10 protein-coding genes are annotated in these 13,743 nt (G+C 68.0%); 8 read left to right on the forward strand and 2 right to left on the reverse strand.

What is annotated here, in order from left to right:
• Positions 1-13 precede the first annotated feature (13 nt).
• From QRM96_RS11755 to QRM96_RS11790, 8 genes are all read left to right on the forward strand, one after another.
• Complete coding sequence (locus QRM96_RS11755) at positions 14-1,543, forward strand: NCS2 family permease (RefSeq protein WP_109044979.1); 1,530 nt, start codon at positions 14-16, stop codon at positions 1,541-1,543.
• A gap of 100 nt (positions 1,544-1,643) precedes the next feature.
• Entirely contained in the window at positions 1,644-2,867 is a 1,224-nt protein-coding gene (locus QRM96_RS11760; protein ID WP_285319813.1) for an XdhC family protein, read from the forward strand.
• The gene (locus QRM96_RS11765) at positions 2,858-3,787 is read left to right on the forward strand and encodes an FAD binding domain-containing protein (RefSeq protein WP_018761067.1); all 930 of its coding nucleotides are present in this window, start codon (positions 2,858-2,860) and stop codon (positions 3,785-3,787) included. The genes QRM96_RS11760 and QRM96_RS11765 overlap by 10 nt, the downstream gene beginning before the upstream one ends.
• A 2-nt stretch (positions 3,788-3,789) precedes the next feature.
• Entirely contained in the window at positions 3,790-6,615 is a 2,826-nt protein-coding gene (locus tag QRM96_RS11770) for a molybdopterin-dependent oxidoreductase (RefSeq protein WP_285319814.1), read from the forward strand.
• A 20-nt stretch (positions 6,616-6,635) separates the two neighbouring features.
• Entirely contained in the window at positions 6,636-8,000 is a 1,365-nt protein-coding gene (locus tag QRM96_RS11775) for an LssY C-terminal domain-containing protein (RefSeq protein WP_081624116.1), read from the forward strand.
• A gap of 51 nt (positions 8,001-8,051) precedes the next feature.
• Positions 8,052-9,032, forward strand: coding sequence for an aldo/keto reductase (locus QRM96_RS11780; RefSeq protein ID WP_026264396.1), 981 nt, complete (start codon positions 8,052-8,054; stop codon positions 9,030-9,032).
• A gap of 21 nt (positions 9,033-9,053) precedes the next feature.
• The gene (locus tag QRM96_RS11785) at positions 9,054-9,701 is read left to right on the forward strand and encodes a uracil-DNA glycosylase (protein WP_018761071.1); all 648 of its coding nucleotides are present in this window, start codon (positions 9,054-9,056) and stop codon (positions 9,699-9,701) included.
• A 147-nt stretch (positions 9,702-9,848) separates the two neighbouring features.
• A complete protein-coding gene (locus QRM96_RS11790) occupies positions 9,849-11,342 on the forward strand; it encodes an HNH endonuclease signature motif containing protein (protein ID WP_285319816.1) in 1,494 nt (497 codons plus the stop codon).
• 12 nt (positions 11,343-11,354) lie between these two features.
• Here QRM96_RS11790 and QRM96_RS11795 read toward each other — a convergent pair whose 3' ends face one another.
• Together QRM96_RS11795 and QRM96_RS11800 are read right to left on the reverse strand one after the other, a co-directional pair.
• The gene (locus QRM96_RS11795; RefSeq protein WP_285319818.1) at positions 11,355-12,092 is read right to left on the reverse strand and encodes a nucleotidyltransferase family protein; all 738 of its coding nucleotides are present in this window, start codon (positions 12,090-12,092) and stop codon (positions 11,355-11,357) included.
• 76 nt (positions 12,093-12,168) lie between these two features.
• Positions 12,169-13,743: transketolase-like TK C-terminal-containing protein (locus QRM96_RS11800; protein ID WP_502934888.1), on the reverse strand; the 1,575-nt coding region annotated here is incomplete at its 5' end.

Raw genomic sequence — 13,743 nt, forward strand, 5'->3', positions numbered from 1 at the left:
CCGGGCGGCTGAGATGACCATCCTGGACCATTCCCACGAGGAGCATCCGGCTCCAACCACCAGCACCTCGCGGCGGTCGCCGCGTACCCCATCCGTACCCGGCCCGCCGGCGTCGGGATCCTACCTGGACCGCTTCTTCCAGATCACCCGCCGTGGCTCAACCGTTGCCCGGGAATTCCGGGGCGGCCTGGTCACCTTCTTCACCATGGCGTACATCGTCATCCTGAACCCCCTCATCCTCGGCGGGTTCAGCGCCGACAACGCCCCCACCGACGTTGCCGGGGGCTGGTTGTCCGCATCCCAGGTGGGTGCCGTCACCGGCCTCACCGCCGGCGTCATGACCATCCTGTTCGGCCTCATCGCCAACCTGCCGTTCGGGCTCGCCGCCGGACTGGGCATCAACTCCTTCCTGGCCGTCTCGGTGATCCACGAAGTCACCTGGCCCGAGGCCATGGGGCTGGTGGTCATCAACGGCATCCTGATCGTCCTGTTCGGCGTCACCGGCGCCCGGACCGCCATCTTCAGGGCCGTTCCCAAGGAACTCAAGGCCGCTATCACCGTGGGCATCGGCCTGTTCATCGCCTTCATCGGCTTCGTCGACTCCGGCTTCGTCCGTCCCACCACCGGCGGCCCGCCCGTCCAGCTGGGCGACGGCGGCTCCATCACCTCCGTGCCAACGCTGGTGTTCGTCGTCGGCCTCCTGGCCATGGGGATCCTCGTGGCGCGCAAGGTACAGGGCGGGCTGCTCATCGGCATCGTCGGCACCACCGTGCTGGCCGCCGTCGTGGAAGCCATCATGAAACTGGGTCCTGCCGGCACCACCAACCCCGGCGGCTGGCACCTGAACACCCCTGTCCTGTCCGGCCAGCTGGTCTCCGCACCCGACCTGGGCCTGGTGGGCCACTTTGACCTCTTTGGTTCGTTCAGCCGGATCGGCGGACTTGCGGCCACCATGCTGGTGTTCACGCTCGTGTTCACCAACTTCTTCGACGCCATGGGGACCATGACCGGTTTGGCCAAGAGCGCAGGCGTCGCACACAAGGACGGCACGTTCCCGCGGCTGAAATCCGCCTTCATCGTCGAAGGCTTCGGCGCCGTGGCCGGCGGGGCAACCTCAGGTTCCTCCAACACGGTGTACATCGACTCCGCGGCAGGGATCGGCGAAGGCGCCCGGACCGGCCTGGCATCAGTGGTCACCGGGCTGCTGTTCCTCGGCTCAATGTTCCTCACCCCGCTCACCAGCGTGGTCCCGCTGGAAGTCGCCGCCGCCGCCCTGGTGGTGGTGGGTGCCATGATGATGGCGCAGATCCGCGAGATCAAGTTCACCAAGTTCACCGTGGCGCTGCCTGCCTTCCTCACCATCGTGACCATGCCGCTGAGCTATTCGATCGCCAACGGCATTGGCGTCGGCTTCGTGAGCTGGGCGGTCATCGGGGCGGCATCAGGCAAGGCGAAAAAGATCCACCCGCTGATGTGGGTGGTGAGCGCCGGGTTCCTGGTGTACTTCGCCCGCGGGCCGATCAACCTCCTGCTGGGCGGCTGATCGTTGCCCCAGCCGCACAGGGGGCCGGGCCAACCCTTGGCCCGGCCCCTGACAGGACAGACAATGGACACCACCGCCGCGCGGAAGAAGGAGTGCCGCCATGCTTGACCTGATCCCTTCGCTCGGCCCCTGGCTGCCCCGACTCGCGGACAAGCGGTTCGCAGTGGCCACCATCGTTGCCGCCTCGGGTTCGGTGCCCCGCCCTGTGGGGACCTCCATGCTCGTCACGGAGTCCGGTGAGGTGCTTGGCAGCCTCTCCGGCGGTTGCGTGGAAGGCGCCGTGGTGGCGCTCGCCCGGGAGGCAATGGACGACGGCGGCCCGCGCCACCAGGTCTTCGGCTTCAGTTCCGCCGATGCCTTCGCCGCCGGGCTCACCTGCGGGGGACAGCTGGAGATCCACATCCAGCCGGTTCCTGCAGCCGTTACCGGTGAACCGGAGCAACCGCTCCGGGCCGCCGTCCGGCAACTCGCCGGCCTCCGCCACGACGAACCCGTGGCGCTGGTACGGCTGCTGGGAGCATCGGGCGGTGCCGCCGTCGTACTCCCGGACCCGGCCAAGCACCACGGACCGGCATCCCCGGAACTGGCCCCGCTGCTGCACGGAGAGTCAGAGCTTCGGGTGGAATCCATCCTGCGCAGCGGCGGCGCCGGTCTGGTCCCGCTGGTCCAGGCAGGGGACTGCCTGCCGGACCGCGACGGCCACAGCAGGCATCCCGGGGGGCCCGCCGTCCTGGTGGAGTCCCGGCTCGCCCCGCCACGCATGCTGGTGTTCGGTGCCAACGACTTCGGGGCGGCCCTGGTGCCGGCGGCCAAGCTGCTCGGCTACCACGTGACCCTGGTGGATGCCCGGCCCGCTTTTGCCGGCCAGCCACGGTTCGCCGCCGCAGACCAGGTGGTGACGGACTGGCCGCACCGTTACCTCGCGGCGGAAGCAGCCGCCGGCCGCCTGGACAGCCGCGCCGTGGCGGCCGTCTTGACCCATGACCCCAAGTTCGATCTTCCGCTGCTGGAGGCCGCGCTGGCCCTGGACCTCGCCTACGTGGGCGCCATGGGATCGCGCCGCAGCCACCTCCAGCGGGTCGAGGAACTCCTCAGCGCCGGGGTCCTGCCGGAACGGATTGCCCGGCTGCACTCACCCATCGGACTGGACCTCGGCGCCACTACCCCCGCCGAGGTGGCGGTCTCCGTCACCGCCGAGCTCATCGCCGCGCGCAGCCGCGACGCCACGTGCGCGCCGCTGCGCGACACCGCCGGCACCATCCACCACCGCGCGCCGGCACCGGCGCCCACAGACCTTACCCCGCAGGAGATCGCATGGACATGAACACCATCGAGGCGGTGGTCCGCACCACCGACCCCGCAGATTGGCGAGACGGCGACGCCTGGCTGGCCGGCGGAACGGTCCTCTTCTCCTACGGCAGTTACGCCTTTGGGCCTCAACCCCTCAAGCGGCTGCTGGACCTCGGCTCAGCCGGCTGGACTCCCATAACCGTCAGTGACGACGGCATCGACCTCGCCGCCACCTGCACCATTGCCGAGCTGTACACCCTGCCGGCCGGCGCCGGCGCGGACGGCCGCGTCTGGCCCGGGCTGGACCTGGTCCGGGCCTGCTGCGATTCCTTCGTGGCTTCGTTCAAGGTGTGGAACATGTCCACCGTGGGCGGCAACCTGTGCACGTCCCTGCCCGCCGGGCCCGTCATCTCGCTCTGCGCCGGACTGGACGGCGTTGCCACGGTCCTCGCACCAGGCGGCGGCAGCCGCACCGTTCCCGTGGCGGACTTCGTAACCGGTGACGCCACCAACTGCCTGGCACCGGGCGAGCTGCTTCGCAGCGTCCACCTCCCGGCGTCGGCCCTTTCTTCCCGGGTGGCGTTCCGCCGGCTGTCGCTGAGCAACCTGGGCCGGTCCGGGGTGCTCCTGATCGGACGGCTCGACGCCGCTACCTCCCTGGTCCTGACCGTCACCGCGGCCACCAAGCGGCCCGTTCAGCTCCGGTTCGACGGCCTGCCCGATGCCGACCGGCTGGCAGCTGCCTTGGACGACGCCATTCCCGCGGACCATTACCACGACGACATCCATGGCCTGCCCGCCTGGCGCCGGGACATGACCTACCGATTGGCCGAGGAAATCCGCGCCGAGCTCGCTGCGCCGGCGGGAACGCCCGGGCTGCCCGTGTCCGGCGACTTCTGGCCGCCCCGGAGCGATTCCGCTCCCGTTTCCACAGCACTTCCGAAAGGGGCCTGAGCATGGGCATCGAGATCAACGGCACCGCGTCCGGGGCGGCTCCGCGCCCCGGCCAATGCCTGCGGACGTTCCTGCGGGAGCAGGGCAACACCGGCGTCAAGAAGGGCTGCGACGGCGGCGACTGCGGCGCATGCACGGTACATGTGGACGGCACGCCCGTTCACAGCTGCATCTATCCCGCCGTCCGGGCCGAGGGGCGCTCGGTGACCACCATTGAGGGGCTGGCCGGTACCGCCGGCGGCCCCCTGCATCCGGTGCAGCAGCAGTTCATGGAGCGGCAGGGGTTTCAGTGCGGCTTCTGCACGGCCGGCATGGTGATGACGGCGGCCTCGTTCGACGACGCCCAAAAGGACAACCTGCCCCGGAACCTCAAAGGCAACCTCTGCCGGTGCACGGGCTACCGCGCCATCGCCGACGCCGTCTGCGGGCACCCCGGGCACCCTGATCCCGAGGGGCCGGGCTCCGGCATCGCAGGGGAGGGGCAACCGGATCCTGCGCCGGGCCGGCTGGGTGACGACGTCCCGGCTCCAGCCAGCCGCGCCGTAGTCACGGGCGCTGCCCGCTACACCCTGGACCTGCCCAAAGAGGAGCAGCAAGGGCTGCTGCACCTGAAGATCCTCCGTTCCCCGCACCCGCACGCCCGGGTGCTTTCCATCGCCAAGGACGCAGCGCTGAACGTGCCAGGCGTGGTGGCGGTCTTCACCTCCGAGGACGCCCCGGAGCAGCTGTTCTCCACCGCCCAGCACGAACTCTTCACTGACGACCCGGACGATACCAGGGTGCTCGATGACGTGGTGCGGTTCATCGGGCAGCGGGTGGCCGCCGTCGTGGCTGAATCGGTGGCCGCCGCGGAAGCCGGTGTCCGCGCACTCCAGGTGGAATATGAGGAACTTCCCGCCGTCTTCTCGCCGCAGGAAGCGCTGCTGCCTGGTGCCCCCCTGGTCCACGGAGACAAGGATGCCGTGAAAGCGCGCATCTCCCGCCCGGAGCGGAACGTGGTGGCTGAACTGCACTCGGAACTGGGCGACGTCGCCGGCGGCTTCGCGGGCGCCGACTTCATCCACGAACAGACCTATCAGACCCAGAGGGTCCAGCACGTCGCCCTGGAAACCCATGCGGCCATCGCCACCGTAGACGACGACGGGCGGCTGCAGGTCCGCACCTCCAGCCAGGTCCCGTTCCTGGTCCGCCGCACGCTGTGCCGGGTGTTCGGGCTCGAAGAGGACCGCGTGCACGTGGTGGCCGGACGCGTGGGTGGCGGATTCGGCGGCAAGCAGGAAGTCCTCACCGAGGACCTCGTGGCGCTCGCGGCCCTGAAACTGAAGCGGCCAGTCCAGCTGGAACTGACCCGCACGGAACAGTTCACCGCCACCACAACCCGGCACCCCTTCACCATCAAGCTGAAAGCCGGTGCCGCCAAGGACGGCCGGCTGACAGCCCTGCAACTGGACGTGGTGACCAACACCGGCGCCTATGGCAACCACGGCCCAGGCGTCATGTTCCATGGTTGCGGTGAATCGCTGGCGGTCTACAAGTGCGCCAACAAGAAGGTGGACGCCCAGTCGGTCTACACCAACACCGTCCCGGCCGGCGCGTTCCGCGGCTACGGCCTCAGCCAGATGATTTTTGCGATCGAGTCCGCGATGGATGAGCTGGCCGCCGGGATCGGGATGGATCCGCTCGAGTTCCGCCGCCGGAACATGGTCCGGGAAGGGGACCACATGCTGTCCACCCAGCCCCAGCCGGAGGAGGACGTCCTCTACGGAAGCTACGGTTTGGACCAGTGCCTGGACTTGGTCCGGGACGCCCTGGGCCGGGGCAGCGAACGCTACCGGCAGGCTGGGCTTGAGGACCTCGGGCCGGACTGGATGGTGGGCGAAGGCGCGGCGCTCTCCATGATCGATACCGTCCCGCCGCGTGGCCACTTTGCCCATGCCCGGCTCCGGCTCCTGCCGGACGGAACGTACCAGGCCGACGTCGGGACCGCCGAGTTCGGAAACGGGACCACCACGGTGCATGCCCAGCTTGCCGCCACGGCGTTGTCCACGGAGGCATCCAGGGTGGCGGTGCGGCAATCGGACACGGACCTGGTGGAGCACGACACGGGCGCGTTCGGTTCGGCCGGAACCGTGGTGGCCGGCAAGGCCACCCTTGAAGCTGCCGAAGAGCTGGCCGTCCGGATCCGGGCGTTCGCGGCCGGCATCCGCCAAACGCAGGCCTCCGCGTGCGTCCTCGACGGCGACGCCGTGGTGGTCGACGGAACCCGCGTGGCACTTGCTGAGCTGGCGCAGGCCGCCGAGGAAGCCGGCGTCGACCTCGCCGCCGAGGGACGCTGGGGCGGCACGCCGCGTTCGGTTGCCTTCAACGTGCACGGGTTCCGGGTGGCGGTGAACCGCGGCACCGGCGAGCTGAAAATCCTGCAGAGCGTCCAGGCGGCCGATGCCGGCGTGGTGGTCAACCCGCGACAGTGCCGTGGACAGATCGAAGGCGGGATCGCCCAGGCCATTGGTGCCACGCTTTACGAGGAAGTGGTGGTGAACGACGACGGCAAGGTCACCACGGACATCCTGCGTCAGTACCACATTCCGACCTTTGCGGACGTGCCGCGCAGCGAGGTGTACTTCGCGGACACCAATGACACGCTGGGCCCGCTGGGCGCCAAATCGATGAGCGAGAGTCCCTTCAACCCCGTGGCCCCGGCGCTCGCCAACGCCATCAGGAACGCCACCGGAGTCCGCTTCGCGCAGCTTCCCATCGCCCGGGACCGGATCTACCTGGGGCTGAAGGAAGCAGGCCTCGTTCCGGCTGAGGCGGGCGCGGTGCGGTAATCCAGGTGTAGCCTGTGGCCATGACGGGCGAGACAGCCATGGATGCGGGCCGGGACGGAGGCATGCCGGGCCCCGCGCCCGCCGCCACGGCCGCGGCGGACACCGTGGTCGACCGGCTGTTCTTTACGTTCAGCGGCCTCAGCTCGATCTGGTTTGCCGTGCTGCTCCTGCAGTCGAGCCTGGAATGGCCGCACATCTGGGTCCTGGTGGTCTTCTGGGCAGCGCTTGCCTACCTGGTGCTTCCCCGCCTGCACCGCATCCTCACCAGGATCTACCTGCCCGACTACTTCATTGGCCGTTCGCGCACCAGCGACGGATTGCTTGGGGACCCGGTCAACGTGGCCCTGCGTGGCCGGGAGGCCCAAATCCATGCAGCCATGCGGCAGGCCCGATGGACCCTCGCCGATCCGGTGACCTTCGCCTCAAGCCGCCGCATCATCACTTCCACGCTGACCAGGCGCAGCTACGACGAGGCGCCGGTGAGTCCACTGTTCCTTTTTGGCCGCCAGCAGGATTTCGCCTACCAGCAGGAGGTGGACGGCAACCCAGGCAAACGCCACCACATCCGCTTTTGGAAGGTACCCCCGGGCTGGCTGCTTCCCGGGGGCATCCCGGTGGACTGGCTCGCCGCCGGGACCTACGACAGGGCCGTGGGACTTTCCCTGTTCACGCTGCAGGTAACGCACAAAATCGCCCCAGGCATCGACGAGGAACGGGACTACGTGGTGGGGTCCATCCAAGCGGCTGCGCCGGAAGCGGCCGTGACGATCATCAAGGACTTCTCCACCGGCTACCACTCCAGGAACGGGGGAGGGGACAACATCATGACCGACGGCGACCTGCCCATTGTGGACCTCACCCGGATACCGGCGGCTGGTCCTGGACCGGCCCGGGTGCAGGCTGCGAAGGAGCGGCGGCCACTGCCCACTCTCTTCGGGGCAGTTCTGGTCACATGCAGGGGATTCGCCGCCCTCTTCCTGGCTTTCCTGCTCCTGGCCGCCGCATCCGACGAAACCCTGGCGCCTCCGCTCCTGGGCGGTTCCGCCGGCGACCTGGACGTGTCCGGGGCACTGCTTCCGGGGGCCATCGTCATGGGGGTCTTCGCCCTCGCTGAGTTCCTCCTTGCATGGTTCATCGCCCGGGGCGGAAACCGCGCCCGGGTAACTGCCATGACACTGGGGAGCCTTTCCATCATCACCCAATTCGCCACCACTGCCTCGGGCGGACCGCCCATCACGCTGGGCACCACGCTGGTCAGCTTGTCGCTGGACATCCTGCTGATCCTCGCACTCTCCAGCGAACGGTCCAGGACCTTCGCCCGGCGGCGGACGGGCGCCCTGGGGCACCCCGGGTCTTTGGGCGGCGTACCGGTGCCGGGCAGCTAAATTCCTTCGGAGGATTCACCCAGCTTTACGCCAAACCCATATAGTCAGGGGATGGAACAGCGGATTTTAGGTAAGACCGGACGGAACGTCTCCATCGTGGGGCTGGGCACCTGGCAGCTCGGCGCGGACTGGGGCACCGTGGACCCGGCACAGGCCCAGGCCATCCTCGCCGCCTCCGTGGAGGCAGGCGTCACCTTCTTTGACACGGCCGATGTCTATGGCGACGGAAAGAGCGAGCAGGCCATCGGGAAGTTCCTCGCGGACAACCCGGGGCACGGCGTCACCGTTGCCACCAAGATGGGCCGCCGGATGGAGCAGCGGCCGGAAAACTATTCACTGGCCAATTTCCGCCAGTGGGTGGACCGCTCACGGAAGAACCTAGGCACCGAAACCCTCGACCTGGTCCAGCTGCACTGCCCGCCAAGTGCCGTCTACAGCAACAACGAGGTGTATGACGCGCTGGACACGCTGGTCGCCGAAGGCGCCATCCGCAACTACGGTGTCAGCGTGGAACGAACGGACGAGGCGCTGGAGGCGATCCGCCACGAAGGGACCGCATCGGTACAGATCATCCTGAACGCCTTCCGGCTCAAGCCGCTGGATGAAGTCCTCCCCGCGGCCAAGGCTGCCGGCGTGGGCATCATCGCCCGGGTGCCGCTCGCTTCCGGCCTGCTGTCCGGAAAGTACTCGAAGGACACCACCTTCGCGGAGAACGACCACCGGAACTACAACCGCCACGGCGAAGCGTTCGACGTGGGAGAGACCTTCTCCGGCGTCGACTTTGAGCTGGGCCTGAAGGCCGTGGCGGAGTTCGAGCAACTGGTGCCCGCCGGGGCCACCACGGCACAGGCCGCCATCGCCTGGATTGCGGCGCAGGACGGCGTCAGCTCCGTCATTCCCGGCGCGCGCAACGTGGAGCAGGCCCAGGGCAACGCCGCCGCTGCCGGTGTAAGTGTTGGCAAGGAGTTCGACGACGGGGTCCGCTGGATCTACGACCACTACTTCCGCGAGGCCATCCACCCCCGCTGGTAATACCTGTCCGCAGGTATCGGCGTGCGTTCCGGCAGCGGCATCAAGGAGTTCGTGGCGCGGCTGGCAGCCGCGGAAACCGGACCGGCCTGCACCAACTTCTTCTCCGACGCGGCGCCGGAGAATGCGCTGCGCCGCCGGAACCTGGAGATTTATTTGCAGGAAATGCGGGACCGGCAGCCCGGCGTGCTGTTGCTGGGGGAGGCGCCGGGTTTCAGGGGCATGCGTATTACCGGCGTGCCGTTTACCAACCGGACCATCCTGGAGGGCCCGCTTAACAGCTTTGGGCTCTTTGGCCCGGGCAAGGGGTACGTTGTGCCGCCCGAAGCTGCTGGGGTAGCTGCCGAGCCAACGGCAACGGTGCTGTGGCAGGTCCTGGAAGAAGTAAATTTCCTCCCACTGCTGTGGAGTGCCTTCCCCTGGCACCCGCACCAACCCGGAAAGCCGTGGTCCAACCGCACGCCCAAGCCGTCCGAAACCAAACTCGGCACGCCCTTCTGGCAGGAACTGGCCGGATTGTTTGGGATCAGCTCCATCGTTGCGGTGGGCAACGTGGCCCAGCACAGCCTGCAACGCAGCGGGGTGGCTGCGCCCAAGATCAGGCATCCGGCCCACGGCGGCCGCTCGGGCTTCAAACAAGGGCTGGAGGAACTGCTCGCCGCTGGTGGTTGAGGGCACCGGTGGTTGAGCTTGCCGAAACCGGGAGCCGGTGGTTTGGTTTGTCGAAACTTAATCTGCCTTCTTTGGGTGACCGGTTGTCGTGGCCGGCCCCTAAATCTCTGCCCCTTGAATGTCGTACCCCCTTGTGATGATGGGTTTATGGGGAAAGCGGCGGTGGTGGGGGCGTTGGCGGATATTCGTGCTGCCCTTGCGGTGTTGGTTGCCGAGGTGGACGGAGCGGGAGCCGAGCCGTTCTCTGCTGCTGATCCGTTGGCTGGGTTGGCGGATGGTTGCCTTGATGTTCTGGCCGGTGTCCGTGAGGTGGAGGCCCGGGTCGCTGGTTTGAAGGCGCGGGCTGCGGTGGCGTTTGCGGATGCTGCGGGTGTTGTGGCGGGGCCGGGGGTGCCGGTGGTGGCGCAGGAGATGGCGGTCGCGGCGGAGGTTGGGTGTGTGCTGGCGCTTGGTCCGCGGGCTGCGTCTTCGTTCCTGGCCACCTCGCAGGCTGTGGTCAAGGGGTTGCCGTTGACCTTGTCGGCGTTGCAGGCGGGGGTGATCTCCTGGCAGCACGCCACGGTGTTGGCCGATGAAACGGCCGGGCTGGATGCTGCGGGGGCGGCGGGGTTGGAGACCCATTTCCTGGACCCCGGTGCACCGGATCCGGTGCGGGGGTGTGCGGTGGGGGAGTTGCCGGCGCACCGGTTCCGTGCCAAGGCCAGGGTTTGGCGGGAGCGCCGCCATGCCGGGAGCATCGAGCAGCGCCACGCCAAGGGGGTGGTGGACCGGCGGGTGGAGTTCCGGCCGGACCGGGACGGGATGGCTTGGCTGGGTGCGTATCTGCCCGCGGACCAGGCGGCAGCGGGCTGGAACCGGCTGACCGCTGTGGCCCGGGGCGTGCAGGGACCCGGCGAGGCCAGGACCCTCACCCAGCTCCGGGCCGATGTGTTTGCCACGTCCCTTCTGACCGCCGGTCTGAGCACGGGACAGGCTGCCGGGAGGAACGCGGGGCCAGGCGAAGGTTGCACCAGCCCCGATGACCTCGAGAGGCCTGCCGATGTCCCGCCTGATGCGGTCCGGGCGCAGGTGTTGGTGACCGTGCCGGTGTTTTCGTTGCTGGGGTTGACGGATGAGGCGGCGGTGCTGGATGGGTATGGGCCGATTCCGGCTTCGATGGCGCGCCGGTTGGTCGCTGAGGGGGCGGGCTCGTTTTACCGGGTGCTTGTGGACCCGCGGGACGGGGCACCGTTGGAGATAGGCAGGAAGAGTTACCGGGTGGGCAAGGCGATGCGGTATTGGCTCCGGCTCCGGGATGGTAAGTGCCCGTTCCCGGGGTGCAGCAACAGCTCACTGGACACGGAGGCCGATCACATCCTGGCCTGGGCCAACGGCGGGACCACCGGAGTCAGCAACCTGGGACAGCCCTGCCCGAAACACCACCGGCTCCGGCATACCACCGGTTGGAAACCCACCCCGGCCAGCAAAACCGAACCACCGGGCTGGACCTCACCGGCCGGCCGCCAGTACCCTAGCGAACACCAGGACTGGGAACCCACAAAGTGGCCCCATGGATGCCTTGGGGGTGCCGCAGACATTGTCCGCCACCGCGGATCTCCTTGGGAGGATGCCTTGGAGGGGTTCCTGAGCGCCCATTCCTGAGTACCTGGGTGTTTACCGGAGAAGGCGGAGCTGGTCCGGGGTGTCGATATCCTCGCCGCTGGACTGGTCACTGCAATCCACTTCATCTACGAGTTCCGGATGGGTACGGAGGAAGATGCGCGCGCCGGCGTCACCGGTCACCGTTGCGGCCACCGAGGCCCGCAGCGACCCGTCGATGAGCAGTGGATGCCCGCGGCGGAGTTCCCATGACTGCCCTCTGTTGCCGTCGTGGCCGGCACTGCCATCCGGGCTGTGGGTATCCGGCGAGCCGCCGAGCGGGCTGCCGGCGTCCGGAAGGCCACCGAGCTGGCCGCCGTCGGACTCAGGACCGCGGTAGGCTGCAGCCGTGATCCGACCCGGATGGTGGGCGGCCAACAGCCGCCGTACGATCTCAGGGGTCAGCCCTGGCTGGTCCACGAGGGCAATGAGCAGGTGGTCTTCAGGATCCGCGGTGTTGTTACCCAGCAAGAACGAGCTGCCCATGCCGGACTGCCATTCCGGATTGACCACCACGCGGCAGCAAGCGAGGGCGGCGGCAGCCTGCACCTCGGATGCTCCTGCGCCAACGACAACTACCACCTCCCGGCAGCCGCCCTTCAGCAGCTTGCCGGCGAGCACCTCCACCAGGGGCCGCCCCCGGTATGGAAGCAGGGCCTTTGGGCCCAGCCCCAGGCGGGTGCCCGCCCCCGCGGCAAGCAACACCCCCGTCACCCGGACGCCCGGCCCTCCGGATTCCTCAATGTTCTCCATAGCTGCACCCTAGCCAACGCCAAAGCAGTCGGGGCAGCTTTCCCCGGAAACTGCCCCGACTGCCGCCGACGTGGACTTAGGCGTCCCCGCCAGCCCCGCCGGTAGTGCCGGCGTTGACGTCCAGGAGCTTGTACCGGTCCATGGCGTATGACGGTGCGCTCTCCTCAACCTCCCCACGTGCCGCGAGCATCTGCAGCGCTTTGACCACGATGGAGTGGGTGTCGTTTTTGAAGTAGCGGCGGGCTGCTGCGCGGGTGTCGGAGAAGCCGAAGCCGTCGGCGCCGAGGGTGGCGAATTCGTTGGGGACGAATTGCCGGATTTGGTCGGGGATGGCTTTCATGTAGTCGGTGACGGCGACGATGGGGCCGGTGGCGCCTTCGAGTTGCTGGGTGACGAACGGGGTGCGGGCGGGTTGGCCGGGGTTGAGGAAGGCTTCTTCTTCGGCGGCGAGGCCGTCGCGGCGCAGTTCGTTCCAGGAGGTGACGGACCAGACGTCGGCGGAGACGTTCCAGTCGTCGGCGAGGATGCGTTGGGCGTCGATGGCCCAGGGCACGGAGACGCCGGAGGCGAGGATCTGGGTGCGGGGACTGCTTTCGTTCAGTCCTGCGGCCTTCGCTGGGTTGAGCAGGTAGATGCCCTTGATGAGGCCTTCGATGTCGAGGTTTTCGGGTTCGGCGGGTTGGACGATGGGTTCGTTGTACACGGTGAGGTAGTACATGAGGTTTTTGTCCGTGGAGTCCGGCCCGTACATGCGTTCGAGGCCGGAGCGGATGATGTGTCCGATTTCGTAGCCGTAGGCGGGGTCGTAGGTGAGGACGGCGGGGTTGGTGGAGGCCAGGAGGGGGGAGTGGCCGTCGGCGTGTTGGAGGCCTTCGCCGGTGAGGGTGGTCCGTCCTGCGGTGGCGCCGATGATGAAGCCGCGGGTCATTTGGTCCGCGGCGGCCCAGAAGGCGTCGCCGGTGCGCTGGAAGCCGAACATGGAGTAGAACACGTAGACCGGGACCAGGGGTACGCCGTGGGTGGCGTAGGCGGTTCCGGCGGCCGTGAAGGCTGCCACGGCGCCGGCTTCGTTGATGCCGGGGTGGATCAGCTGGCCGGCGGGGGACTCTTTGTAGGCCAGGACGAGGTCGCGGTCCACGGAGAGGTAGTTCTGGCCCTTGGGGTTGTAGATCTTCGCGGTCGGGAAGAACGCGTCCATCCCAAACGTCCGGGATTCATCCGGCACGATGGGCACAATCCGGTCCCCGAACTTCTTGTCGCGGAGCAAATCCTTCAGCAGGCGCACGAATGCCATGGTGGTGGCAGCCTGCTGCTTGCCCGAACCGCGCATGGCAACCTCGTAGGACTTCGGCTCAGGCAGTTCAACCGCCTCATGACGGGAACGGCGCTCCGGAACGGACCCTCCCAGCGCCCTGCGCCGCTCCATCAGGTAGGCAATCTCCGGGGCATCGGGGCCAGGGTGGAAGTAGGGAGGGCGGTAGGGGTCGGCATCCAGTTGTTCATCCGAAATGGGAATGCGCAGGTAATCCCTGAAGTCCTTGAGGTCCTCGACCGTCAGTTTCTTCATCTGGTGCGTGGCATTCCGCCCCTCAAACCGTGGTCCGAGTCCGTAGCCTTTGACGGTGTGGGCGAGGATGACGGTGGGTTTGCC

Origin of the sequence: Pseudarthrobacter sp. lyk4-40-TYG-27, assembly GCF_030209295.1 — a bacterium.
In the GTDB taxonomy this organism is placed as follows: Bacteria; Actinomycetota; Actinomycetes; order Actinomycetales; family Micrococcaceae; genus Arthrobacter.

What these genes read in the sequence shown, in the direction of transcription:
- QRM96_RS11760 (WP_285319813.1), top strand. Translation starts at nt 1,644, where the DNA reads ATGCTTGACCTGATCCCTTCGCTCGGCCCCTGGCTGCCCCGACTCGCG.
- QRM96_RS11775 (WP_081624116.1), top strand. Translation starts at nt 6,636, where the DNA reads ATGACGGGCGAGACAGCCATGGATGCGGGCCGGGACGGAGGCATGCCG.
- QRM96_RS11755 (WP_109044979.1), top strand. Translation starts at nt 14, where the DNA reads ATGACCATCCTGGACCATTCCCACGAGGAGCATCCGGCTCCAACCACC.
- QRM96_RS11765 (WP_018761067.1), top strand. Translation starts at nt 2,858, where the DNA reads ATGGACATGAACACCATCGAGGCGGTGGTCCGCACCACCGACCCCGCA.
- QRM96_RS11770 (WP_285319814.1), top strand. Translation starts at nt 3,790, where the DNA reads ATGGGCATCGAGATCAACGGCACCGCGTCCGGGGCGGCTCCGCGCCCC.
- QRM96_RS11780 (WP_026264396.1), top strand. Translation starts at nt 8,052, where the DNA reads ATGGAACAGCGGATTTTAGGTAAGACCGGACGGAACGTCTCCATCGTG.
- QRM96_RS11790 (WP_285319816.1), top strand. Translation starts at nt 9,849, where the DNA reads ATGGGGAAAGCGGCGGTGGTGGGGGCGTTGGCGGATATTCGTGCTGCC.
- QRM96_RS11795 (WP_285319818.1), bottom strand. Translation starts at nt 12,092, where the DNA reads ATGGAGAACATTGAGGAATCCGGAGGGCCGGGCGTCCGGGTGACGGGG.